The organism is Vibrio sp. B183 (assembly GCF_000740665.1).
GTDB classification, from domain to species: domain Bacteria; phylum Pseudomonadota; class Gammaproteobacteria; order Enterobacterales; family Vibrionaceae; genus Vibrio; species Vibrio coralliilyticus.
In genome coordinates this window covers 200,903-225,915 of the sequence record NZ_JPQB01000003.1, presented here as the reverse complement: position 1 = coordinate 225,915, position 25,013 = coordinate 200,903, and the positions used below count along the sequence as shown (strand labels likewise).

The following is a 25,013-nucleotide window of genomic DNA, read 5'->3' as shown; positions in this document are numbered from 1 at the left end:
ACAGAATGCAGATTTTGCGCTGGGAACGTTTGTTTGGACTATTGGTTTTGTTGCTATCATCTCAAGTGATGGCGTCAACCGTGTATTCATCGGCCATGCTCAATGAAGCCAGTACCTTGGTAGATATTGTGCCAAAACAGTCCAAACAGCTTGCGACCAGTTATCTCGCTCAGCGCAAACTGACCGACCAAACCGAAAAAAGCCCGTCGGCGATTTCCCGTGATGACTCCGATAGCCGAGTGCGAACGCCCGGCGGTACCATCGATGCACTGAAAATTCTTGCCCGTGCTGAATTCAACTTGGGTAATACCGATGCTGCGCTGAAATATCTGCATGAAGCCAAAGCACTGACAACCAAGTATCGCCTCCCATACTTACGTCTTGATTTACGATTGCTCGAAATTCGCTTGCGCTGGCAAATCGATGGTGATGCAGAAACCGCTAGAAAGGATATTGCGGAGGTTGAGCAAGCGTTTAATGCCATCCAGAATCCAGAACAACTGGCTAAGGGGCTCAATTATCAGCTGACAATGCTCAAAGCAGATATCGTATCTGCTGAAGGCCAGATCGAGCTCGCCAATCAGTTGTACGAGGACGTGATCCCTTATATCGAACAGTCGAATAATAAACACACCGTCATTGCCTACCATATCGCCTTGGGCAAGCACTTTCTGGCTCATAAGATCTACAACAAAGCCTTATCAGAGCTGCTAACCAGCTACTGGAGCGCAATTGAAGATACATCTGGTCTACAGCTGGCTGAAGTGAATCGCCTACTAGGACAACTTTTCTACGAGCGACGCGTACTGGACAAAGCAACGGATCACTTTTCGCAAGCTGCCGATTTTTACGACAACTATGAAAACTCGCCGATTCTGCCTCCAATTCTCAAACGTATGGGCGATATCTATTACCATCAGGGCAGATACAACCTCGCGTTAGTGCACTACTTCAATGCCATCGATCACGAGCGTATCCAGAATAATATTGAAAACGTCATCGCCATTCGTCTCGCACTGGCAGCCACCTACTTGCAACTGGTTAACTTCCCTCTCGCCGAGCAATATCTTGAGCGTGCCGAAGAGCTCCTGAGCTATGTTGATATTCCAAAGCTCAAAGCACAGGCGTTGCTGTTGGAGGCAGGTTTAGCCTCACATCAGAGGCATCCCCAAGAGGTCGTCGCCAAAGCCACCAAAGCATTAGACATCGCAGTCGAGCTCGAGGATCTCTCGATACAGAAAAATGCCTATCAGATGCTTAACGTAGGTAATGAACTACTGGGTAACTACAAAGCCGCGTTGCAATATCTCCAGCAATACAACGCGCTGGCGAATATTGAACAGCAAGAGTTGGATTTGATAAACGAGGATGACTTTCGACAGCAGAAAGATGTAGTGGAGCAAACACTGCACCTCGTGGGGCAAAAACAACAACTGGAGCAAACTGAAAACGAGTATCGCAAATTCCAGAAAATCTCTTTCACGTTGTTTGTCACCTGCGCACTGCTGTTTATATTTTTGCTCCGCCGTGGTCACATCATGAGTGTGCAAAAAGATGAAATCGATGAACTGAATGATGATCTCTATACTCACTCCCGTTCTGGCCTGAAAAACCTGCGTATGCTCAACGCCAAGCTTCCTGCATCGTTGGAGGCGAGCAGCCACAAGTTTGAAAAGTGGCATGTGGGTGAACTGATCCACGAACCACTGAATGATCGACTGCGCTTTGTGATGATAGATGTACCCTTCCTGCGCAATATGTACTTACAACATGGCTACTCAGATGGACTCAAGATTGAGAAAGCCTTCGGTCAGTACCTCAGAGAGAAGGTACAACGCCCAGCAAGGGTGTATCATTTCTCTGATGCGAACTTGCTCTACATAGAGCCGAACAGTGATAGCATGGCCGACCCAGAGCTGGTGTTTGAAAAGATTCAAAGCTGGGTAGATGAATTTGCGCAGAAGTATGGGCTAAATAACATCATTCGTATGGGCATGGCCGATTACCCGTTTTTGCCTCGTGCTTACACTGCAATCAATGACAAAGAATTGCTGGATATTTTGCTCATGTCGACCAGCGCTGCTCGTACTTTGAGTATGAAAGAACATTCAAGCCAGTGGGTGTATCTGAAAGCGATAGAGAATGCGCCTGCGGCCAGCCTAGCAACCGGTAATATTCGCAAAGCGTGCAAACATTCCATCAGTCAGGGGCTGATAAAAGTTCACTCTTCTTACAAGAATGAGGAGAGCATCAAAAAATTATTAAAAGATGAGTAAAAGCTGCTCAAACAGACCGTGTTGAACGTGACGCGGTAATTTTATTTGTTATTATCGTTTGATTAATTAATAAGATCGTCTTCGATCTTATCTTCATAAGCATAGATTTTCATGGGCGTCCTCGAGCAAGATATTCAGTCACAGCTGCACAATCTGAAATCTCAATTAGAGCAAGTTCGATTGACACAAAGAGATACCTCGTTCAAATTTAAAAGAGAACAAAAGGTATTGAAGCGCATCATTGCATCACTGAGTGATGCATGCGGCGGTGAAGATCCAAGACTGAAGGCAGGGCTAACCGAACTTAGACAAGCCATAGAGCAACAAAAAGATGTCAGTTCTCTTATCCCGAAGTTGGCAGTACTTGAGCGCTTGCTTAAGCAACAGAGTGTGGCTATGGAAAAACAAACGGAGCATCTGGATTCCCAGATAAAACACAGCGGTGAAACCCTGTTACGTGTGACTGGGCTACCTGCCAAAGTAAAGCGTGACCTGCGTGACCTGCTCAGCTACTCCAACGGTGTCGAACGCCCGAAAGCCGATTCGGCAATGAAGCTGCTTGCCATTTACGAACGCTCCCTGAAAATCATCACCTCCAACCCTGATACTGCCATCAATCAAATTACCAATAGTGCTGATAAAGAACTGCTATTGCGACTTTCTGATGAACTTCAGCATGTCATTACTGAGCTGGACTTTGAAGGCGAATCTGGTGACTTACTGACAGATATCCGCGCTAAGCTGCTCCTCGGTGTCAATACACACGTGTTGATTGAACTGACTCTGCAAGTACTTAAGCTGGTTATCGAAGGCACAAAATACGAGCGCAAGACCTCAGAACAATTTCTCGAGCAAGTTAATGCTTCCCTCTCCTCAACGCTGAAAAGCTCTTCGCAGAATGTTGATCAAAGTCAAACCTACTTTGAACATCGTCAGGAAATGAATGGCGAACTGGATGAATTAGTTGCTGAGACTAAGGCCAAAGTCGACGCGGCTAGCTCTCTCGATTCGTTGCAAACTCAACTCAACCCATTATTAGCCAAGCTAAGTTCTCTTTCTGAACGTCTTCATCATGCAGAGCAACGTGAACAAGCGCTGATCGAACGTATGGGCTATGGCAAGAGTCAGTTAGAAGCTTTATTCGAGGTGACACAAGATTACCGTCGACGTCTGGAAGACCAAGCTCAACGCGTCCTCTTAGATCCTTTGACCAAGGTTTACAATCGCACAGCGTTTAATGACCGCTTAGAGCTGGAATATCGACGCTGGATACGCTCGCAGAACAACTTGCGTATTATTTTGCTCGATATTGATGGCTTTAAAGCAATTAACGACAGCTTCGGCTACACTGCCGGAGACAAGGCGTTAAAAATCATCGCTCGTACCATCAAGAAAGAACTGTCTGACACCGACACTGTCGCCCGCTTTTCAGGTGAAGAGTTTATCGTACTGATGCCAGATAGCTCAGATAATGATTGTTTTAATACTATCCAGAGCATTCAGAGCAAAGTGGCCAAACTGCCGTTCAAATTCCGCGAACAAAACCTGGTCATTACCATGTCAGCATCCAGCACTGGTTTCAAAGAATCCGATACGCCAGAGGAAGTACTGGAGCGTTTAAATCGCGTTCTCAACGAAGCCAAAACCATTGGCCCTAACCAGCTTGTTTGGAAATAACCCTCAACCTTCCCCTTCAAAAAGCCATTCATGCAGTGATTGATGTAGATATATCAATCAGTTAGCCTTTTATATCCGTCAAAGCGTGCTAAGCTTGATAGTACCTCTCGCGATTCCATCGCTTGATTAGCAGCCATTATCGCGCTGAGGCACAACAACAATAAGAAGGGTTTTGTAGAGAAGTTTTCTCTCATCAAGGAGGTCACTATGATCACTCACATCAGTCCGGCTGGTAGTATGGATCTGCTTTCTCAACTCGAAGTTGAGCGTCTTAAGAAAACTGCCGCCAGTGATCTGTATCAGCTCTACCGAAATTGTACGCTTGCGGTGCTGAATTCAGGTAGCCACACAGATAACTCCAAAGAACTGCTCGATAAATACAAGTCGTTTGATGTCAACGTGGTTCGCCGTGAACGCGGCATCAAACTCGAACTCAGTAATGCCCCTGAGCACGCTTTTGTTGATGGGCACATCATCAAAGGGATTCAGGAGCATTTATTCTCCGTGTTGCGTGACATTGTCTACGTCAACATGCACCTTGCAGACAACCAACGCCTCAACTTAACCAATGCTAGTCACATTACCAATCTAGTGTTTGGCATCTTGCGTAACGCAGGCGCCTTAACCCCTGGTATTGAGCCTAACCTAGTGGTCTGTTGGGGTGGTCACTCCATTAATGGTACGGAATATCAGTACACGCGAGAAGTCGGCCATGAACTAGGCCTGCGCGAGCTTAACATCTGTACAGGCTGTGGCCCTGGTGCGATGGAAGGCCCAATGAAAGGCGCTGCAATTGGTCACGCAAAACAGCGTTACTACGATCAACGTTACTTGGGCCTGACAGAGCCATCTATCATTGCGGCTGAGCCACCAAACCCCATTGTCAACGAACTGGTCATCATGCCAGATATCGAAAAGCGTCTCGAAGCGTTCGTGCGTATGGCACATGGCATTGTTATCTTCCCTGGCGGCGCAGGGACAGCAGAAGAGCTGCTTTATATTCTTGGCATCATGATGCACCCAGATAATGCCCACCAGCCTCTGCCTATCGTCCTAACAGGTCCAAAGGAAAGTGAAGAGTACTTCCGCTCCATTGACCGTTTCATTGGCGAGACATTAGGCGAAGAAGCTCAGCGCCATTATGAAATAGTGGTTGATGACCCAGAAAAAGTCGCGCAAATCATGAAACGTGGCATGAGCGATGTTCGCCAACATCGTAAAGACACAGGCGATGCTTACAGTTTCAACTGGTCGCTGAAGATTGAGCCAGAGTTTCAGCTGCCATTCGAACCAACACATGACAATATGGCCAGTCTGGATCTGCATCTCAATCAGCGTCCGGAAAACCTGGCAGCGGCTCTAAGGCAGGCCTTCTCAGGCATTGTTGCGGGTAACGTCAAAGCCGAAGGGATTCGTGAAATTGAACGGCATGGTCCATTTGCCCTTGATGGCGATGCTACGCTAATGAAGAAAATGGATAAACTTCTGCGTGACTTTGTCGAGCAAGATCGCATGAAATTGCCTGGTGGAACCGCGTACGAGCCTTGTTACCAAATCAAGACCTAGTTTAACAACTAGCAATCTCCCCCCCATGCTTTACAATAAGGGCTTCTCAGCCCTTATTTTTTGATTTTCATGTCTATTCATCTTGTTATTATCGACGCTCTGAATCTCATTCGACGTGTCCACTCAGCGCAACCAGACCCAAACGACATAGCAAGAACCATTACCACAACGACACGAACACTGAATCGAATCATCAACGAATCGCAACCAACGCACATCATCGCGGTATTCGATCATCACCTCCAAGAAAGAGGTTGGCGTGCTGACGTCCTCCCTGAATACAAGCAAAACCGAAAACCCATGCCAGAGCCGTTACTTAACGGCTTGGATGCAATTCAGCAAGCATGGTGGGAACTGGGGATTGATTCTCTGCTGTCTGAAGGCGATGAAGCAGATGATTTGGTGGCAACATTGGCAATGAAAGTGGCGAGCCACAAAGAAAAGGTGACGATCATTTCAACAGATAAGGGCTACTGCCAGTTGCTGTCACCAACTTTGCAGATCCGCGATTACTTTCAACATCGCTGGCTTGATGCACCTTTTATTGATAAAGAATTCGGCGTCAAACCCTCTCAGCTGGCTGACTACTGGGGGCTGGCAGGCGTGAGTTCTAGCCAAGTGCCAGGAGTTCCAGGTGTTGGCCCGAAGGCGGCCAAAGAAATCCTTACACAGTTTGAAGATATTGAACAAGCCTATACATCCGATGAGCTGGTTGCTAAATATCGCAAGAAACTGGATGAGCACATTGATTCAGCCCGCCGATGTAAAAAAGTTTCTGCACTGAAAACAGACATTGAGTTAGGTTTCAATCTACAAGATATTCGCTTTACCGGTGCCAATACTCCAACAACCTAACGCCTGACTAACATCAAGCCTTTGATTATAAAACAATGTTTATAAAATCTGTTGTGAAATCCTTTGCTTTCACACAGTTAACATTCATTTAATCAATACCAGATTAAGTGTTGATTAAATTTCAATCAACATCACAGCACTACTGACTAATTTCTCTATTTTTCATAGCTCCAATAACAAGGAGCATAATAATGAAAAATACTATTTTACTAAGTCTTGCTGTTGTCTTTTCACTGCCAGCCGTAGCACAAACCTGCGGTCAGCACCTCGACGTTGGCTTACCTTCCTATCAATCTGATCAAATCCTTTGCCGCGACGGCTACGCGGTAGGCTACAACTACCAGATGAAAAACGCAGACTGGGTTGCTTACCACATTACGGCAGACAGTGTGAACACCAGCTATAAACGCAGCAACAACTTCAAAGAAGATACTGAACTGCCTGATTACGCACGCTCAACCCTCGCCGATTACAGTGGCTCTGGTTACGATCGTGGACACCTTGCCCCTTCCGCGACAATGGACTTTAGTCAGGAATCAATGATACAAAGCTTTTTGATGAGCAATATGTCACCTCAGCTTCCGGGCTTTAATCGAGTCGGCTGGCGTATTTTGGAGGAACATGTCCGCGATCTCGCCAATGAATATAACGAACTGTACGTCGTTACTGGGCCAATTTATCAAGGCGGTGAAAGCAGCATTGGCGACAATGTCGTGATTCCAAGTGCATTCTATAAAGTCATTCTTGACCCCCACTTCAACGATGCAATTGCGTTTGTAGTCCCTCATCGTGATGTTTCCAGTAGCGAACTGGCAAGCTTTGTCACCACTATTGACGATGTCGAACAACAAACCGGGCTGGACTTCTTCTCACTACTTAGTGATAGCGTTGAGAATTCAATGGAGTCTCAGCTTTGGGAGATGTGGCCGACATCTGAGTAAATGTAAAAAACGCTCCCGAGGGAGCGTTTTCTTATCTGGGTGAGATGTTTGATAAGCACTGAACATGTACCGTGATCTCTTCACGATCATGGTAAAGGTGTTTCGCCTGAAGCTTAAATTTCACTTTGTTCTCAATCAGGAAGATCTTAAGATTTTCAATATCTTCCAGAACTTCATCGTAACGACCTTTCATAGGCAATTTCAGGTTAAATAACGCTTCTTTGGCCCATCCGCTGATGATCCACTCGCCCATTAATTGAGCAACGCGAGACGGCTTCTCAACCATGTCACAAATAAGCCAAGTCACGTTTTTACGTGCAGGTTCAAATTTGAAGCCATCTTCCTGATGATGCTTAACCTGACCAGTTTCCATCAAGCTGTCGGCCATCATGCCATTATCCACTGCATGAACAAACATCGATCGCTTAACCAACTGATAAGTCCAGCCTCCTGGACACGCGCCCAAATCGACACCCCACATACCAGCAGCAAGACGTTCATCCCATTCTTCTCGTGGAATGAAGACATGAAACGCTTCTTCTAACTTAAGCGTTGAGCGGCTTGGTGCATCTGCTGGGAATTTGAGACGTGGAATCCCCATAAAAAACTGTGAGTTATTGCTCGGCAGAGAGTAACCAACAAAGCAGTGGCCAGGAGCAACAAAACAAATATGCAGTACAGGCTTTTTAGGGCTGTCTTTCGGGAACAAAACACCTTTGCCACGCATGGCTTGGCGCATAGGAACCGTGAACTTACGACAAAACTTAAGCAGCTCTTTCGCTTCATTGGTATCCGGTGTTTCGATGCGGATATCGCCACAACGCGGGAAAGACTCAACCTCGCTGAGTTCCTCTAAAATAGGAGAAATACGATCTTCACGTGGAAGGTCTTTAATCTCCACCGCAACCGCAAACATCTGACGTGCGAAAATCAGCAACTTAAAGTCGAGTTCTTTCGCCAGACGTTCTGCATCACCCGGCTGATAACATTCAAACAGTACGTAACCAGTGTTATTTTTTACACGAGGGAAGCCAAACACTTCAAGTTGGGTAGCGCGATCCTGAATCTCTCCAGCACACTCTTTTTCAAAACCAGCTCGGCAGTAGAGCATTAAGTGTTTCACTGATTCACCTCTTTAATCTGTAACGCTGCGAAAACAAACAGTCCCCAGCCAAGCATAAAGGTTAAACCGCCAAATGGAGTAATAGGTCCAAACCATTTGATTCCGGTTAATGCAAGGGCATAGAGGCTGCCACTAAAACAAAAGATGCCGATGATAAAGCAATTTGCAGCAAGGGCGAAATATTTTTGCGCTTTCTCAGCCATCCCCATCGAGAGTAAGACTCCACAGAGCAAAATCGCTAGGGCATGAATAAATTGATACTGGACGCCTGTATTAAAGACCTCCAGTAAATAAGGTGACAATGATTGCTTTAACCCGTGTGCGGCGAAAGCGCCAAGTGCGACGCCAACTCCGGCAAATATTCCACCAACGGTAAGTAACTGCTTACTTTTCACCATAACTCTCCAATATAAAATCAGCTAAATGCTCAACCGCCAAAGCGATATTGCCCGCTTCGGTGTGACCAGAGCTCTTTCTAGGTTTGAAACTATGATCACCATCAGGGATAAATTTCACCTTGATGTCATCTGAGAGAGCGAAATCTTTGAACTCTTCTTGCTTACCAAAAGTATCCCTCTCTCCTTGAAGGATTAAACACGGCTTATCTAGCGTCGCTAGATGCTCACCTTTGTACTTTTCGGGCTTACCCGGCGGGTGAAAAGGAAAACCTAAACAAGCAATCGCTGCTACATTACCGTCTTCAGCAAGCAAGCTAGCCATGCGCCCCCCCATGGATTTCCCGCCAATCACAACTGGCACATCAGAAAACTTGGCAATCACAGCCTGATACGCTTCCAAAAGCTTAGGCGCTCGATCTGGCGGGCGGCGTTTTCCATCTTCAGCACGTTTAACCATATAAGGGAAGTTAAAACGGACAACTTGTATCCCTTTATGCGCTAACCCTTTTGCCACTGCCGCCATGAAATCATGCTCCATGCCAGCTCCCGCACCGTGAGCAAAAATAAAAACAGGGTTGCCTTGCTCACCATCAATCAGGAAATCAGTCATCAAGCAACTCCTCTTGCTCACTTTGTGCCTTGGCAAGCATCCAGTCACGGAATGTAGCAATACGCCCCATGTCGGCCTGTTTATCATGGCACACCACGTAGAACGCGTTCTTAGACACTAACACTTCATCAAATGGCGCAATCAATCGCCCAGCTTCCATTTCCGGTTGAGCTAACACGTTGTTGCCTAGCGCTACCCCTTGCCCGTGAGCAGCGGCTTGTAACACCATCGTAGAGTGGCTAAAGATAGGCCCGTGGTTGACATTGATCCCTTCAATACCATGTTCTTTCGCAAACTGTTTCCAGTCTTTACGTGAAGTGTCATGTAGCAAAGTATGTTTCTTCAAGTCAGTTAGAGTTTCTAATGGTTTATTGCTCAATAACAGGGATGGTGAACAAAGCGGAATAAGGAATTCCTGATAGAGTTTATCCGCACGCAGACCCGGCCAATTTCCTCGACCATAGTAAATTGCCACGTCAACATCGTCGGTAAGGGAGCCTTCATCCATATCCACCGCTTTAATACGAACATCAATATCCGGTTCCTGCTGATTAAAGTCAGCCAGACGCGGAACCAACCATTGGATCGCAAAGCTTGGCGGCAAACTGATCGTCAATGCGCCCTTCTCACTGCGCTCTAGCACTTTATCTGTGGCTTCTGAAAGAGAAGTAAAAATATCTTTTATATCCAGAAAATAGCTTTGACCTTCTTCAGTCAGCAGCAATGAACGGTTGCGTCTCCTAAAAAGCTTCAGGCCAAGAAACTCTTCTAACGCTTTGATTTGATGGCTAACTGCAGCCTGAGTCACAAATAACTCCTCCGCAGCTCTAGTAAAGCTCAAATGACGTGCAGCAGCTTCGAACACTTTCAGGGAGTTCAAAGGTGGCAATCTTCTAGACATGGTGCCCTTCCATAAATTGGATTAGTTTTTTTAATCTGAAACATTATAAAATGTCCATTGCCTGACGACCAGAGAAATTCTATATTTCCTCCCGCAGCAAGAGCCAGAACGGCTTGATTCCTTCGTGGAATCAATTGGCATATTGTTGCGATGTTGTGTTTGCAAACTCGTATTTCGAGTTAGGTAGGTTTCTACCAAGTTTCGCCTCTCTAACTAGAGACGAAACACATACTTCCTGTATTTATTTTGACCTGTCTGTCAAATTATTTAGCACCGCCTTATGGCGGTGTTTTTTTATCTGTTTAACTTACCCTAGATACCATTTTGGTATCATGACAAAGTCATCAAAAAGCCATACAAATAAAAAAGCGCAAACCGAATGAACGATTTGCGCTTTCTAGACTCGTAAAGCCTCTATTAAGGGCGGTAAACCTTAACGTTAGCAAAACCTTGCTCTTGAAGGTATAACGCTTGTAGGCGGCTCATGACGCCACGATCACAGTACAGCAGGTAAGTCTTCGACTGATCTAAATCACCAAACTGTGTACCCAACTTATAGAAAGGCAGGTGTTTCACTTCAACACCGTCAATCTCAAGTGGATTATCTTCTTCTTCTTCTGGGCTACGGATATCAAGAACAATCGCGTGTTGCTCAACCGCCTGCACCTGCTCTACTTCCGGTGCTGCCGCTTCCGTTTCTTTAGCAATATCACGGATGTCCATCTGACGGGCATCACGAACCACTTGCTCAAGAATACTGAAATCGAACTTGTCTTCTTCTGCATCAAGTTTAGCTTTGACTGCTTTCACTGTTGGCTTCTTCGAAATCACACCACAGTACTCAGGCATAGTCTTCGCGAAATCTTCAGTACCGATGTCGCGCGCTAGGTTGATGATGTCTTCTTTATCCCAGTTGATAAGCGGACGCAGAATCAACGTATCTGTCACGTTATCAATATGGCGCAAGTTCGTGAGCGTCTGGCTTGATACCTGACCCAATGCTTCACCGGTTACCAAAGCTTGAATACCAAACTTCTCAGCAACCATACCAGCGGCACGCATAAACATACGCTTGAGGATAACGCCCATTTGACCATCATCGACCTTCTCAAGAATCTCAGCCACAACTGGCTCAAAATCAATAGAGATAAAACGTACCTTGGCAGAAGAGCCGTACTTGTTCCAAAGGTAGTGAGATACCTGCTTAACACCGATTTCGTGTGCTGGACCACCAAGATTGAAGAAACAGTAATGAACTTTAGAGCCACGTTTGATGTGCAGATAGCTTGACACACCAGAATCAAAGCCGCCGGAGATCAGGCTCAATACGTCTTCCTGAGTGCCTAGCGGGAAACCGCCCAGACCTTTGTGACGTTTAATTACTTGGTTGAGCTTCTCGTTTGCCACTTCCACTTTAACCGTCACATCTGGGTTACGCAGTTTCACGCTCGCGCTTTCAATCGCTTGGTTCAGACCACCACCAACATAACGCTCTAGTTCAATAGAAGTGAAATCATGCTTACCACGACGCTTAGCTCGAACAACAAAGGTTTTGCCCTCAAGGCTAGGACGATTGAGCTCAAGTACTTGCTCGAAGATATCGTGCAAATCTTTAAACTCTGATTGCTGAACTTCCAGAACATGATGAATACCTGGAGTTTGAGTCAACACTTCCACTGTTTCTTTGTAGAATTCATCCGTTTCAGATGTGACTTCAATATGGTCGCGACGATTGAAAACAGCTACAGACTCTGTACGACTCTTAATAATGTTACGAATATTACATTCAAGAATCTTTGTGAAGCGCTTACGCACAGACTCACTTTTTACAAAAATTTCTGGATGGGGCTTTACGATAAATTTCATAATTCACTTCACAAGTTAACTGTTTCGCTATTTTCACGCTCTACGGAGCCTAGCAGCTGGGTTTAGCTTTAAGCTGCCTCTAAGGGCGCAAGATTATACATGAAGCAAAGACCATAAAAAAGACGAGCATTTCGCTCGTCTTTTCTTAATTCGTACTTGGTAAGGATGGAACTTCATCACTATAGAGAGGTTCCCCTTGCATAATACTTATTTCAACGCGGCGGTTACGTGAACGCTGCGCTTCAGTATCATTTGGCCCAAGCGGCTGCGTATCTGCCATACCGCGGACTTGAAGACGCTGATGAGAGAAACCACGAACTTTTTCCATCTCCTGTGCGACTGATACCGCTCGTTGAGCGGAAAGATCCCAGTTGGAGCGATACAACTCAGAGTCAATGCGCTGGTTATCGGTATGACCAGAGACACGCACTATCCCCGGAATATCTTTGACTAACTCCGCAATCTGTCTGACTAGCGGACGGAACTTAGGCTGAAGGAATGCAGAGCCTTCAGGGAATGCCCCTTTCTCACGAATACGGATATCAATCTGCTGGCCTAAATTCTCAACTTCAATCGCGCCTTGCTCAATTTCACGTTCTAAAGCTTTCTTGATGCTTTCCATCAGAGTTTCAAGTTCCTGAGAAAGCTCAGCTGACTGCTGCTGCTCGCTATCTGATTCCGAGTTTTGACTATCCTGTGTCGAAGTATCCGGTGATTTACCACCTGTTTGCTTACCCTTATCACGCTGCGTACCACCAGCACGATCAGATTCACCTTCGTGAAACTCCAGAGTCTGCTGGGTAATATCAATGGTTTGCTGCATGATGACATCAATCGGGGTCGGCTCAGGTCGGCCTGGGCGAAACTCCTGCGCAATGATACTGGTGCCCTTAGGAATATCTTTTACTTCCAGTCGGTTCTGTACACCGAACGCAAACTTCATTGAACCTGCAATCTGCTTGAACTTCAGTACGTCCATCTCAGAGAATGACAACAGAAGTACGAAGAAGCACATCAACAGTGACATCAAGTCAGCAAATGTTCCCATCCATAACGGTAAACCGGGGGGCGGGCATTTTGGTTCTTCCTCTTCCATACCAGCGACCTTACTCGTTATCTACGTCAAGAGCACGCTTACCTTCGTTGAGGTAATTCTTCAGATAGCTGTCGATAACGCGTGGGTTCTGTCCATCCTGAATAGCGAGCACACCATCCATGATTAGACGACGGTTGAGTTTTTCCTGATCGCGGCGCAGTGACAGTTTGTCTGCAATAGGGAAGAACACCATGTTAGATAAGATTGCACCGTAGAGCGTCGTCAGAAGTGCGACCGCCATTGCTGGGCCGATCGCTTTCGGGTCATCCATGTTGGACAGCATGGCAACCAGACCAACTAGCGTACCGATCATCCCCATTGCAGGAGCAACGTCGCCGAAAGCTCGGAATACACTAGCACCAAAGTCATGGCGCTCATCAGTCAGGACAATATCTTTTTGCAGTGCCGCACGCACGACATCAGCATCATGGCCATCGACCAGTAAATCAATGCCTTTTTGCATGAAGTTGTTAGTGATCTCCATTTCTTCGAGAGCCAGAAAGCCACCTTTACGTGCTGCGTCCGCCATTTCGACCACTTTAGCAATCAGATCTTCAGGTTCATCGACTTTGAACATGAAGGCTTTGCCCGCAATCTTAGCCGCGCCGAAAAACTGCCCCATGGTAAATTTCATCAGGACAACGAAGGTCGAGCCACCAACTACGATTAGAATAGAGGTCACATCGACGAACATCATTATGCTTCCGCCCAGAATCATCGCCATGATTACGAAAGCAAAGCCGCCAATGAGCCCTATCAGCGTTGCTAAATCCACAAAGCACTCCTCATGCTATCTTTTAAGCTTCTGGTAAATTATATCGGCAACATCTTCAGATCTTTAGTGTTTTATTGGTATCGCACTCACACAAATATAGATGTTATGGCGACAGAGTAAACTAGACTAAAGCAGTGACGTGACCTTTATAGATAATATTGACCGCGCCAACTCGATTTTTCTGTCAATTTTCCTCGGTTAAATTTGACCATCATTACCTGCTAAGGTAACTTTCGTGCATCTTTTCAAATGTAGAAATATTATGGCGAGCAAGAAACCTGAAAACATGTCCTTTGAGGCAGCAATTGAAGAACTCGACTCTATTGTTGAACACCTTGAAAACGGTGATCTGGCTCTTGATGACGCACTGAAAAAGTTCGAACGTGGTATCGCACTAGCTCGTGAAGGTCAAAGTAAGCTAAGCGATGCAGAACAACGTGTCAGTATCTTACTTCAGAACGACGATGAGACCCCGCTTTCAGAGTTCTCGACTCAGCCAGAATAATTACCACAGAAGAATTGCTCCTATGCACGAGGCGTTAACCTCTCTACAACAAAGAAACAATCGACAATTAGAGCGCTGGCTAAACCAGCTTCCTCATCAGGAACAGCCTCTGATTGAAGCCATGCGCTACGGCCTGCTATTAGGTGGAAAACGCGCGCGCCCGTTTCTGGTCTATATCACAGGCCAGATGTTGGGCTGTAAGCTGGAAGAGTTAGATACCCCAGCATCGGCGATTGAATGCATCCATGCATACTCGCTTATCCACGATGATTTACCTGCGATGGACGATGATGAGCTTCGTCGTGGACAACCAACCTGCCATATCAAATTCGATGAAGCCACAGCGATCCTGACTGGCGATGCCCTGCAAACCTTGGCATTTACTATTCTTGCCGATGGCGAATTGAGCCCTGAGGCAGAAACCTATCGTATAAAGATGGTGAAAGCACTGGCAGAAGCATCCGGCGCAAATGGTATGTGTCTAGGACAAGCTTTGGACCTAGCGGCAGAAGGTCAAAAGGTATCGCTTGCAGAGTTGGAAAACATTCACCGTAATAAAACCGGTGCACTAATGAAATGTGCAATCCGGCTTGGAGCGCTTGCTGCAGGGCAGAAAGGCTCTGAAATCTTACCTCAGTTAGACCAGTTTGCTGACGCTATTGGCCTAGCGTTTCAGGTTCAAGACGACATTTTAGATATTATCAGTGACACAGAGACCTTAGGTAAACCTCAAGGTTCTGATCAGGATTTAGACAAAAGTACTTATCCTGCACTGCTTGGATTAGAAGGCGCTATTAACAAAGCTCACACTCTGTTAACGGAAGCTCTTCAAGCTTTAGAAGCAATCCCATACAATACAGAATTACTCGAAGAGTTCGCCCGATACGTCATCGAGCGCAAGAACTAAACTAAAAGCGCGCATACATATGACTCTTGATATTTCGAAATATCCAACACTGACTCTGGCAAATACTCCAGATGAACTACGTAGCCTTCCTAAGGAAGCTTTGCCTACGCTGTGTGACGAATTACGCACCTACTTACTGAACTCTGTCAGTCAATCCAGCGGTCACCTAGCCTCAGGCTTAGGTACTGTGGAGCTTACAGTGGCGCTTCACTATGTGTACAACACCCCGTTTGATCAACTGGTGTGGGATGTTGGCCATCAAGCATATCCGCACAAGATTCTGACAGGTCGCCGAGACCAAATGTCGACTATCCGTCAGAAAGACGGGCTACACCCTTTTCCTTGGCGCGAAGAAAGTGAGTATGACACGCTATCTGTCGGTCACTCATCAACCTCTATCAGCGCTGCGCTAGGTATGGCTATCAGTGCGGAGAAAGAAGGTGAAAACCGCAAAGTGGTCAGCGTGATTGGTGATGGTGCAATTACCGCTGGTATGGCATTTGAAGCTATGAACCACGCAGGCGACGTTCATTCGGACATGCTAGTCGTGCTGAATGACAACGAGATGTCGATCTCTGAAAATGTCGGAGCACTGAATAACCACCTTGCTCAGGTGCTTTCAGGCAGCCTCTACACCTCTATTCGTGAAGGCGGAAAAAAAGCACTGTCAGGCGTTCCACCAATCAAAGAACTGGTTCGCCGGACTGAAGAACATCTTAAAGGCATGGTCGTACCCGGCACTCTGTTTGAAGAGTTGGGTTTTAACTATATAGGACCAGTTGACGGTCACGATGTTAACGAACTGGTCAAAACATTGAAGAACATGCGTGAACTAAAAGGCCCGCAATTCCTTCATATCATGACTAAGAAAGGCAAAGGTTACGAGCCTGCTGAGAAAGACCCTATCGGTTATCACGGCGTGCCTAAATTCGACCCTGCTCATACTTCATTGCCAAAGAGCAGTGGCAGTAAACCAACCTTCTCAAAGATTTTCGGTGATTTCTTGTGTGATATGGCCGCTCAGGACCCTAAATTGATGGCCATCACACCAGCGATGCGTGAAGGTTCCGGCATGGTTCGCTTCTCTAAGGAATACCCACAGCAGTATTTTGATGTGGCGATCGCGGAACAACATGCCGTCACCTTGGCAACAGGTATGGCGATTGCGGGCAACAACCCAATTGTCGCGATTTACTCTACTTTCCTTCAACGCGGTTACGACCAGTTAATTCACGACATCGCCATCATGGATCTCCCAGTGATGTTTGCGATTGACCGTGCTGGGTTAGTCGGTGCTGACGGTCAGACTCACCAAGGAGCGTTTGATCTGAGCTTTATGCGCTGTATCCCAAACATGGTCATCATGGCGCCAAGTGATGAGAACGAATGTCGCCAAATGCTCTACACAGGGCATAAACACACAGGGCCAAGTGCTGTACGTTACCCTCGCGGCAGCGGCATCGGCACTGAGATTGAGCAAGATTTCACTGCGTTAGAAATTGGCAAAGGTCGAGTCGTACGAAAAGGTGAAAAAGTGGCGATTCTCAGCTTCGGTACCTTCCTGGGCAATGCACTGGAAGCGGCTGAAAAACTCAATGCGACTGTTGCTGATATGCGTTTTGTCAAACCACTTGATGAAGCTTTGATCAAACAGCTTATTGATGAGCATGATGTGATTGTCACATTAGAAGAAAATGCCATCGCAGGCGGTGCTGGTGCTGGTGTGATTGAGTTTATGATGCAAGAAAAACTCATTAAACCAGTACTGAACCTAGGCCTTCCTGACCAATTCATTGCTCAAGGAACTCAAGATGAGCTGCACCAAGCGCTCGGATTAGATGCCAAAGGCATTGAGCAGTCAATTCGAAATTACCTCGAAAAATAGCGCTCAGTTCAACTTACATTACTGCTAAAAAGCTCTCTTTCGAGAGCTTTCTTCATTCTATTCAGGCATCTGCCAAGCAAACTCATCGCAAATCTTCTGCCATGTATCATCGACTTTCGCTTTAATCAGCACCGTCTGGTTAGTAAACGGGTGTACAAACTCCAAGCTTGAGGCATGCAGAAGCAAGCGGTGGGAGTCATACACTTCTCTAAACAGTTTGTTGTGCTTGCCATCACCATGCGTGGTATCACCGACTATTGGATGACGAAGGTGAGCCATATGGCGTCTGAGCTGATGTTTACGCCCAGTCAGAGGCTTTAATTCCATCAAACAGTAACGAGTCGTGGGAAACTTTCCTGTTGAATAAAGGATCTCTGCTTTTGCCAATGTGTGGTAATCGGTGATCGCCTCCTGAGCCTCCTTCTCTTGGCTCGCATGCTTATCGGCGATCTTATCCAGCTCAACCTTTAAGGCATAATCTAATCGTCCCGCCTCTTCAATCCAACCTCGCACAATGGCGTGATAGGTCTTGACCATTTCATGGTTGGCAAACATAGGCATCACTTGAGAGGCCACATCACTCGACAAGGCAAAAATCAACACTCCCGATGTCGGTCGATCAAGACGATGGAGTGGAAATACATGTTGACCAATTTGGTCACGCAATGTCTGCATCACAAACTGAGTTTCGTGTTTATCTAACCAACTACGGTGAACCAACATCCCAGCAGGCTTGTTCACGGCAACAAAGTACTCGTCCTGAAAAACAATATCTAATATCACGCACAGGCCTCATCTATCGCTCTAAGTAGATCAAGTAATGGAGTATATGCCCCATGCTCTTTCCAACACTCTTCAAAGTAAGGCGTAATCGCAAAGCCCGCGGGTAAAGGCATCTTCTGCTCGAGAAGATATGCCATTTTTGGTAAAAATACCCACTGTAACCATTGTTCTGGTTGTAACGTATCGACCGCAAAAGGTTCAGCACTTTGTAGTGCTTGGTCAGCAGGCTTGTGTCGTTGCCATAGTTTTAGCTCGCGCATGACAGAGGGTAACTGGTCTAGAAGTGGTACTAATTGCTGTTCTTTTGTCATAAACCTGAGGGGAAACCTTGAAATTAGGCATAAGAGTACCATTTATAGAGGAAAGAAAGTTAGGACTATTCAGCAATGGACACCATTCATACCCTCAGCCAGTTATTAACCAATAGTGAATGCCAATATCAGGTTTACGATCTAGGGCGCCGAATCAAACACATAGACAGCAAAGTGTTTGCCGATGTAGAAAAAGGCCTTCTACCCTATCCGTTCCCTTTACAACGCAAAGCGCATCTCGCGATTGCTTACTGGAATGAACACAAGCAACCGTGGATTTGGTTCTTAAAGTTTGAGCTGGATGAGCGTGGTCTATTGAAGCAGGCTGATGTAGGCAACTTCATTAAATATGTCGTTGAGGCGATGGGAACGCGCTTGAGTCAGGAAATGACGGAAGAGCAGCAACAAAAGCTATCGAATAATCCTTATACCTTTAAGCCTGCTGAAGATAAAATGGCTGTGTTTCACAGTCAGATAAGAGCTCAACTCGACTTACCATGCAGTCAGTACTATGAGCACGCACAGCACTACTTTTCTGGAGGTCTCGGCTGGGACAAATGGCAGACCGTCGGCCTTCAAGGTGTAACCGATATCTGTGCTCGCCTTGGACACAACCAAAACGGCGTCAACTTACGTAAAGCACTAAAGTACCTGCCTAATGAGCCCCTTTATGCCTTGTTAGGAGCGCTGGAGCACACTCCTTTGCCGGATAAACTGGCAGAGCGTCTACAAGAAATGGCCCTTGAGCAGATAGACAGCAATGACCCAGATATCTTCCTCCTCGGCGCTCTCGCACGAGCACTGTCTGGAGCTAACACGACGTATTCAGGAGTGATACTCGACAATATACTCGCGTCTCCTCGCTTAAGTCATCAAGAAGTGTTGATTGGTGTAGCAGGCCGCAGTTGGCACCTTCTCCGCGACCCACAACGTGCGCAGCAATTTCTTCTGCGTTTAGCTCAGACTGGAAATCAGGCACTATTTAATCAACTGTTTGCCGATCTGGTGATGCTGCCTGAATTGAGAATGGTGTTATTACCCCTGCTTCATTCTGCACCATCTCAGGAGCTGGCAGAGGCACTGGTAAAACTTCAACAAGCGACTAAGGGCTAAAAGATGATCGGTGACCTTCTAGCCATTCTGGGATTGGTATTCGGCTGTTTTTTATTCTGGCAACAGAGAAGACAAGCTGAGTTAGCCAAATCAATCGCGGCCAACAAATGTAAGCAGCTCGATCTGCAATTGATCAGCGTCGCGCTAAAAGGTCATAAACTGAAAACGCCAGACGGAATCTGGCGTTGGCACTCTGTTTATCAATTTGAGTTTTCATCGCTTGGTGATGACTGCTACCAAGGCAAGTTGGTCATGCAAGGCTTTCGACTGATAAAGGTCGATCTGCCACCTCATCGGATGTAAATACATACTCATTATACGGGCCAAATGCATCACGATTTTGACCGCATAACTCAAAACCCAGCTTGCCTAGAATACGAATCGATGGCGTGTGCTCAATGTTGGCTGTTGCTGATACGCGAGTTAAATTGAGATCCCGCACCGCCTTAGGGAAAAAGGCCTTCAGTACTTCACTGGCGTATCCCTTCCCCCAATAGGCTTTATCAAAGATATACCCTAATTCCGGCCCACTATCCAAATGATAGATAAATACATGCCCGATATATTCTCGTGAATGACTGTCTAAAACAGCCAACGCATAAATGGTGTGATCATGTAAAACTTGCTGGAAAAGTTGTTTTGCTGAAGAAACAGTGTGCGGTCCATTCATCTCAGCTCGATTCTTGGCACAACAGTTAAGCATCAAGAATTCTGACTGTAATGATTCATTGTATGGCACCAGTAATGTTCGGCGAGTTACGATAGTCACAACACATCCTTATTGACAGCATGCCCCCGAAGCACAGGGGCTATTTTTTGTTTCCAAACGTAGAAACAAAGCCGAAAAGTTATACCAATTGATAGGTTTAGTTATTGATCTAGATTGTTATTTTGACGTTGTTAGTGTGAGTTGTGCCTAAGGTTAAAGAAAAGCCCCGATACGCAAATATCGGGGCTATAGTCTTACTCGTAGCAGTCCGGCCACAAAAGGTGCTCCATGCATCTTCCTTAATAGTCACAGAATCTTTCAGTGTTATCCTGGCTTCGCCGTCCTAGCGGTGTCCTAATCGTCCTGATAGCTAACTGACCTGTTAGCGCACGTCACTTGTTCCTTGAGCGGTGTCCTTTGTATCATCCTGATACTGTCACGCCTCTTCCCAGAGAAGTCCTATCCGTCCTTAGTACTGAATTCCCATCAGTAGCTGCTTCCGTACAGTATCCTTTGCTCCTTGCTGACTAGCACTCCTTACTAGCCAAATCTTCGTCCCGAAGATGTTCAGTCCTTAACGTTCCTGTTCCGTGTCAGCATCCCGTCCAACACTTGGTAATTTACCCTACCTCTTTCTATAAGCAATGCGATAAACGAATGCTCAGGTTACGTGAATACGCTATTTAGATTTAATATCAAACAAATTCAACAACATAAAATAACAATGCGTTTATCACACCAGTGTAAGACTGTTTTATCGCACACTAAGCGTAAGAGATCTCGCACATTGCAAGCGTGCATTTTCTATTCGCATTCACAGGATACGTTGAGTATCATGACGCTAAACGCATTCAAGGAGGTCACATGCTCACTCAAGATGTTAGTCAGGAGCTTAAGGAAGTTTTAGAACAGCTCCAAAAAGAGGGTAAGGAGCCAACCGTCGCCTTGGTGAAAGCACGCCTTAGTACAGCCATCCCTATGCCCGCTCTTATAACGACAATTAAAAGCTGGAAAAGTGCTAACCGTGTACCCAAAGTAGAAGTCGCTGCTAAAACAGCTAATGACGCATGCAGAATTACTGAGCTGGAAAAACAAGTCGCTGAGTTGACCACTAGGTTGGCACTATTAGAAGAGAAGATGGCGAACTCGTAAGTGAGTTTATCTCGCTGATAAGACCCAGAATAAAAAAGGCTTGGCGCAATGCCAAGCCTTTGTTTGTTTAGGCAGATTGGTGAATTACCAACCTGTTACTTCACGTAGACCTTTACCGATGTCTGCTAGAGACTTAACCGTCTTAACGCCTGCTGCTTCTAGAGCTGCAAACTTGTCTTCCGCTGTACCTTTACCACCAGAGATGATTGCACCAGCGTGGCCCATACGCTTACCTGGAGGCGCTGTAACACCAGCGATGTAAGAAACAACAGGTTTAGTCACGTTCTCTTTGATAAACGCCGCTGCTTCTTCTTCTGCTGTACCACCGATCTCACCGATCATTACGATAGCTTCAGTTTCTGGATCTTCTTGGAACAGTTTTAGGATATCAATGAAGTTTGAACCTGGGATTGGATCACCACCGATACCAACACAAGTAGACTGACCGAAACCTTCATCTGTAGTTTGCTTAACCGCTTCATACGTTAGAGTACCAGAGCGAGAAACAATACCTACTTTACCTTTCTTGTGGATATGACCAGGCATGATACCGATCTTACACTCGTCAGGAGTGATTAGACCTGGACAGTTAGGACCGATCATGCGAACGCCAGTTTCTTCCAGCTTCACTTTCACGTCGATCATATCTGTTGTAGGGATACCTTCAGTGATAGTTACGATAAGCTCGATACCTGCATCAATCGCTTCTAGGATTGCATCTTTACAGAAAGGTGCTGGAACGTAGATAACTGTTGCTGTTGCGCCAGTTGCTTCTACTGCTTCACGTACAGTGTTGAATACAGGAAGACCAAGGTGCGTTTGACCACCTTTACCTGGAGATACACCACCAACCATCTGTGTACCGTATGCGATAGCTTGCTCAGAGTGGAAAGTACCTTGACCACCAGTAAAACCCTGACAGATTACTTTGGTGTCTTTATTAATTAGTACAGACATTATTTGCCCTCCGCAGCAGCAACAACTTTCTGAGCTGCGTCAGTTAGTGACTCAGCAGCGATGATATCAACATCAGAATTAGCAAGAACTTCGCGACCTAGGTCTGCGTTAGTACCTTCAAGACGAACAACAACAGGTACGCTTACACCTACCTCTTTAACTGCACCAATAATACCTTCTGCGATCATGTCACAACGCACGATACCACCGAAGATGTTTACTAGTACTGCTTTTACATTGTCATCAGATAGGATGATCTTGAATGCTTCTGCTACACGCTCTTTAGTCGCGCCGCCACCTACGTCTAGGAAGTTAGCTGGCTTGCCACCGTGTAGGTTTACGATATCCATTGTGCCCATTGCTAGACCCGCACCGTTAACCATACAGCCAACGTTGCCATCTAGAGCAACATAGTTCAGTTCCCACTGAGCAGCATGTGCTTCACGCTCATCTTCTTGTGAAGGATCGTGCATTTCACGCAGCTTAGGCTGACGGTACATTGCGTTTGAATCGATGTTAATCTTGCCATCTAGACAAAGCAGGTTACCTTCACCAGTAACAACTAGTGGGTTGATTTCTAGTAGTGCTAGATCGTACTGAGCAAACATAGAACCAAGACCCATGAAGATCTTAACGAACTGCTTGATCTGGTCACCCGCTAGACCAAGTTTGAACGCAAGTTCACGACCTTGATAAGCTTGAGGACCAACCAATGGGTCAATCGCAGCTTTATGGATTAGCTCCGGTGTTTCTTCCGCAACTTTCTCAATCTCTACACCGCCTTCCGTTGAAGCCATGAAAACGATTTTACGGCTTGCACGGTCAACAACCGCACCAAGGTAAAGTTCGTTAGCAATATTAGACGCTTCTTCAACAAGAATTTTTGTAACAGGCTGACCATTTGCATCTGTTTGGTAAGTTACCAGGTTCTTACCTAGCCATTTTTGCGCAAATTCTTTTACGCCATCTTTTGTGTCATGTAGCTCTACACCACCCGCTTTACCGCGGCCACCAGCGTGAACCTGACATTTAACAACTTTTTTCTCTGTGCTAATGCGTCCCGCAGCTTCGAAAGCTTCTTGAGGGGTATCACACGCATAGCCTTCCGGTACAGGCAAACCGAATTCTGCAAACAGCTGTTTGGCTTGGTATTCATGCAAATTCATTTTGATATTCCGTTTGTTTTCCCTTGAGGGATTATTATGTCCATGACGCTTTGATCGAAACGACCTAACGTCTGTAGGGTCTTCTCAAATAAACCACTAGCTATCCAATTCAATAACGAGTGCTTCAAATGAAGGCTGAGCGTTGAGCGTGCTCAGCCTTAGAAACTTTAGGCACCAGATTACCAAAATCAATCCGGTGCCTGAGTTAATTACACGTCAAGAAGTAGACGTGCTGGATCTTCCAGTAGCTCTTTGATGGTAACCAAGAAACCAACTGACTCACGACCATCAATCAAACGGTGATCGTAAGAAAGTGCAAGGTACATCATAGGTAGAATTTCTACTTTGCCATCAACAGCCATTGGTCGCTCTTGGATCTTGTGCATGCCAAGAATCGCTGATTGCGGCGGGTTGATGATTGGCGTAGACATTAGTGAACCAAAGACACCACCGTTAGTGATAGTAAAGTTACCACCCATCAGCTCGTCTACTGTCAACTTGCCGTCACGACCTTTGATCGCTAACTCTTTGATGCCTTTTTCTACATCAGCAAAACCTAGTGTATCGCAATCTTTTAGGACTGGAGTAACTAGACCACGAGGCGTAGAAACCGCCATACTGATGTCGAAGTAGTTGTGGTAAACAATGTCATCGCCATCAATAGAAGCGTTTACTTCTGGGTAACGTTTCAGTGCTTCGGTAACCGCTTTCACGTAGAAAGACATGAAACCAAGACGGATGCCGTGGCGCTCTTCGAATTGATCTTTGTACTGCTTACGAAGATCCATGATTGGCTTCATGTTTACTTCGTTAAACGTAGTCAGCATTGCCGTGTTGTTTTTCGCTTCAAGCAGACGATTTGCAACAGTTTTGCGCAAACGCGTCATAGGAACGCGTTTCTGGCTGCGAGCTGCTGCTGGCGCTTCGGCAACAGGAGCGTCTGCTTTCGGTGCAGCTTTGGCATTCGCAAGGTGCGCTTCAATATCTTCGCGCGTAATACGACCACCAACACCTGTACCTTTCACTTGGCTTGCTTCCAAATTGTGTTCAGCAAGAAGACGACGTACAGCTGGGCTCAGCGCATCGTTGCTTTCTTCACTCAGAGACGCTTTGTGACGCTTATCTGGAGACGCTTCCGCTTCCTCAGTGGTATCTTTTGTTGGCTCACCAGCAACAGCACCAGGTTTAAGTTTGGCAATCAGTTGCTTAGAAAGAACGGTAGCACCTTCTTCTTCGATGATAGCTTCTAGAACACCCGCTTCAGGAGCTGGTACTTCTAGAACTACTTTATCAGTTTCAATATCAACCAGAACTTCGTCACGCTCTACCGCGTCACCTGGTTGTTTGTGCCATGTTGCTACTGTCGCATCAGCAACAGATTCAGGTAAATCTGGAACCAGAATTTCAATTGTCATATCTGTTTCTTCCTTTCACTTCAGTT

The 25,013-nt window shown here is 46.1% G+C and carries 24 protein-coding genes; 11 read left to right on the top strand and 13 right to left on the bottom strand.

Features of this window, described 5'->3' with window-relative positions; translation table 11 throughout:
- The first annotated feature begins 5 nt into the window (after positions 1-5).
- The 5 genes from IX95_RS02920 (at position 6) to IX95_RS02900 (ending at position 7,315) form a co-directional block, all read left to right on the top strand.
- Positions 6-2,276: a tetratricopeptide repeat protein gene (locus IX95_RS02920; protein ID WP_038156622.1), complete on the top strand. Its 2,271-nt coding sequence runs from the start codon at positions 6-8 to the stop codon at positions 2,274-2,276.
- A gap of 111 nt (positions 2,277-2,387) precedes the next feature.
- Positions 2,388-3,953: a GGDEF domain-containing protein gene (locus IX95_RS02915; protein WP_038156620.1), complete on the top strand. Its 1,566-nt coding sequence runs from the start codon at positions 2,388-2,390 to the stop codon at positions 3,951-3,953.
- 207 nt (positions 3,954-4,160) lie between these two features.
- Complete coding sequence (ppnN, locus tag IX95_RS02910; RefSeq protein ID WP_006959551.1) at positions 4,161-5,519, top strand: nucleotide 5'-monophosphate nucleosidase PpnN; 1,359 nt, start codon at positions 4,161-4,163, stop codon at positions 5,517-5,519.
- Positions 5,520-5,588: 69 nt separating this feature from the next.
- Positions 5,589-6,374 (top strand): flap endonuclease Xni, encoded by a 786-nt coding sequence (gene xni, locus IX95_RS02905; RefSeq protein WP_038156618.1) that lies wholly within the window; start codon positions 5,589-5,591, stop codon positions 6,372-6,374.
- 191 nt (positions 6,375-6,565) lie between these two features.
- The gene (locus IX95_RS02900; RefSeq protein WP_038156616.1) at positions 6,566-7,315 is read left to right on the top strand and encodes a DNA/RNA non-specific endonuclease; all 750 of its coding nucleotides are present in this window, start codon (positions 6,566-6,568) and stop codon (positions 7,313-7,315) included.
- 31 nt (positions 7,316-7,346) lie between these two features.
- Here IX95_RS02900 and rlmM read toward each other — a convergent pair whose 3' ends face one another.
- From rlmM to pomA, 7 genes are all read right to left on the bottom strand, one after another.
- Positions 7,347-8,438, bottom strand: coding sequence for a 23S rRNA (cytidine(2498)-2'-O)-methyltransferase RlmM (gene rlmM, locus IX95_RS02895; RefSeq protein ID WP_038156614.1), 1,092 nt, complete (start codon positions 8,436-8,438; stop codon positions 7,347-7,349).
- Positions 8,435-8,833, bottom strand: coding sequence for a DUF423 domain-containing protein (locus IX95_RS02890; RefSeq protein ID WP_029236195.1), 399 nt, complete (start codon positions 8,831-8,833; stop codon positions 8,435-8,437). The genes rlmM and IX95_RS02890 overlap by 4 nt, the downstream gene beginning before the upstream one ends.
- Positions 8,823-9,446 carry an alpha/beta fold hydrolase gene (locus tag IX95_RS02885; RefSeq protein WP_038156612.1) on the bottom strand — a complete coding sequence of 208 codons (624 nt, stop codon included), beginning with the start codon at positions 9,444-9,446 and terminating at the stop codon, positions 8,823-8,825. The genes IX95_RS02890 and IX95_RS02885 overlap by 11 nt, the downstream gene beginning before the upstream one ends.
- Complete coding sequence (locus IX95_RS02880; RefSeq protein WP_019276541.1) at positions 9,439-10,347, bottom strand: transcriptional regulator GcvA; 909 nt, start codon at positions 10,345-10,347, stop codon at positions 9,439-9,441. Before IX95_RS02880 ends, IX95_RS02885 begins: the two co-directional genes overlap by 8 nt.
- A gap of 417 nt (positions 10,348-10,764) precedes the next feature.
- Positions 10,765-12,213 carry a tRNA uracil 4-sulfurtransferase ThiI gene (gene thiI / locus IX95_RS02875; protein ID WP_021456494.1) on the bottom strand — a complete coding sequence of 483 codons (1,449 nt, stop codon included), beginning with the start codon at positions 12,211-12,213 and terminating at the stop codon, positions 10,765-10,767.
- A gap of 145 nt (positions 12,214-12,358) precedes the next feature.
- Positions 12,359-13,309 (bottom strand): flagellar motor protein MotB, encoded by a 951-nt coding sequence (locus IX95_RS02870; protein WP_019276543.1) that lies wholly within the window; start codon positions 13,307-13,309, stop codon positions 12,359-12,361.
- Between the two features lie 10 nt (positions 13,310-13,319).
- Positions 13,320-14,084, bottom strand: coding sequence for a flagellar motor protein PomA (gene pomA, locus IX95_RS02865; RefSeq protein ID WP_019276544.1), 765 nt, complete (start codon positions 14,082-14,084; stop codon positions 13,320-13,322).
- Between the two features lie 262 nt (positions 14,085-14,346).
- On the opposite strand from pomA, the gene xseB reads away from it, so the two are divergent.
- Genes xseB through dxs form a run of 3 tightly spaced genes read left to right on the top strand, consistent with a single transcriptional unit; the run spans position 14,347 to position 17,381 of the window.
- Entirely contained in the window at positions 14,347-14,589 is a 243-nt protein-coding gene (xseB, locus tag IX95_RS02860) for an exodeoxyribonuclease VII small subunit (protein ID WP_006959561.1), read from the top strand.
- A gap of 22 nt (positions 14,590-14,611) precedes the next feature.
- Positions 14,612-15,496, top strand: a complete 885-nt coding sequence (gene ispA / locus IX95_RS02855; RefSeq protein WP_021456493.1) for a (2E,6E)-farnesyl diphosphate synthase — start codon at positions 14,612-14,614, stop codon at positions 15,494-15,496.
- Between the two features lie 19 nt (positions 15,497-15,515).
- Complete coding sequence (dxs, locus tag IX95_RS02850) at positions 15,516-17,381, top strand: 1-deoxy-D-xylulose-5-phosphate synthase (protein WP_038156610.1); 1,866 nt, start codon at positions 15,516-15,518, stop codon at positions 17,379-17,381.
- A gap of 57 nt (positions 17,382-17,438) precedes the next feature.
- Here the strand turns inward: dxs and truC are convergent, their stop codons facing one another.
- Positions 17,439-18,161: a tRNA pseudouridine(65) synthase TruC gene (gene truC / locus IX95_RS02845; protein WP_038156675.1), complete on the bottom strand. Its 723-nt coding sequence runs from the start codon at positions 18,159-18,161 to the stop codon at positions 17,439-17,441.
- Complete coding sequence (locus IX95_RS02840; RefSeq protein ID WP_006959565.1) at positions 18,161-18,475, bottom strand: YqcC family protein; 315 nt, start codon at positions 18,473-18,475, stop codon at positions 18,161-18,163. The genes truC and IX95_RS02840 overlap by 1 nt, the downstream gene beginning before the upstream one ends.
- A gap of 75 nt (positions 18,476-18,550) precedes the next feature.
- Here IX95_RS02840 and IX95_RS02835 point away from each other — a divergent pair, with 75 nt between their 5' ends.
- Both IX95_RS02835 and IX95_RS02830 read left to right on the top strand, forming a co-directional pair.
- Positions 18,551-19,588 carry a DUF3549 family protein gene (locus IX95_RS02835; protein WP_038156608.1) on the top strand — a complete coding sequence of 346 codons (1,038 nt, stop codon included), beginning with the start codon at positions 18,551-18,553 and terminating at the stop codon, positions 19,586-19,588.
- A 3-nt stretch (positions 19,589-19,591) separates the two neighbouring features.
- Positions 19,592-19,891 carry a DUF3301 domain-containing protein gene (locus tag IX95_RS02830; protein ID WP_038156606.1) on the top strand — a complete coding sequence of 100 codons (300 nt, stop codon included), beginning with the start codon at positions 19,592-19,594 and terminating at the stop codon, positions 19,889-19,891.
- On the opposite strand, the gene IX95_RS02825 is transcribed toward IX95_RS02830, so the two are convergent.
- On the bottom strand, positions 19,839-20,357 hold the full coding sequence (locus tag IX95_RS02825; protein ID WP_038156603.1) for a GNAT family N-acetyltransferase: 519 nt from the start codon (positions 20,355-20,357) through the stop codon (positions 19,839-19,841). The genes IX95_RS02830 and IX95_RS02825 overlap by 53 nt on opposite strands.
- 804 nt (positions 20,358-21,161) lie before the next feature.
- Between IX95_RS02825 and IX95_RS02820 the strand changes: the two genes are divergently transcribed.
- Positions 21,162-21,449 carry a hypothetical protein gene (locus IX95_RS02820; RefSeq protein ID WP_006959568.1) on the top strand — a complete coding sequence of 96 codons (288 nt, stop codon included), beginning with the start codon at positions 21,162-21,164 and terminating at the stop codon, positions 21,447-21,449.
- 84 nt (positions 21,450-21,533) lie between these two features.
- Here the strand turns inward: IX95_RS02820 and sucD are convergent, their stop codons facing one another.
- From sucD to odhB, 3 genes are all read right to left on the bottom strand, one after another.
- Positions 21,534-22,406, bottom strand: a complete 873-nt coding sequence (sucD, locus tag IX95_RS02815) for a succinate--CoA ligase subunit alpha (protein ID WP_006881309.1) — start codon at positions 22,404-22,406, stop codon at positions 21,534-21,536.
- On the bottom strand, positions 22,406-23,572 hold the full coding sequence (gene sucC / locus IX95_RS02810) for an ADP-forming succinate--CoA ligase subunit beta (protein WP_038156599.1): 1,167 nt from the start codon (positions 23,570-23,572) through the stop codon (positions 22,406-22,408). Before sucC ends, sucD begins: the two co-directional genes overlap by 1 nt.
- Before the next feature lie 209 nt (positions 23,573-23,781).
- The gene (gene odhB, locus IX95_RS02805; RefSeq protein WP_006959571.1) at positions 23,782-24,987 is read right to left on the bottom strand and encodes a 2-oxoglutarate dehydrogenase complex dihydrolipoyllysine-residue succinyltransferase; all 1,206 of its coding nucleotides are present in this window, start codon (positions 24,985-24,987) and stop codon (positions 23,782-23,784) included.
- Positions 24,988-25,013 lie beyond the last annotated feature (26 nt).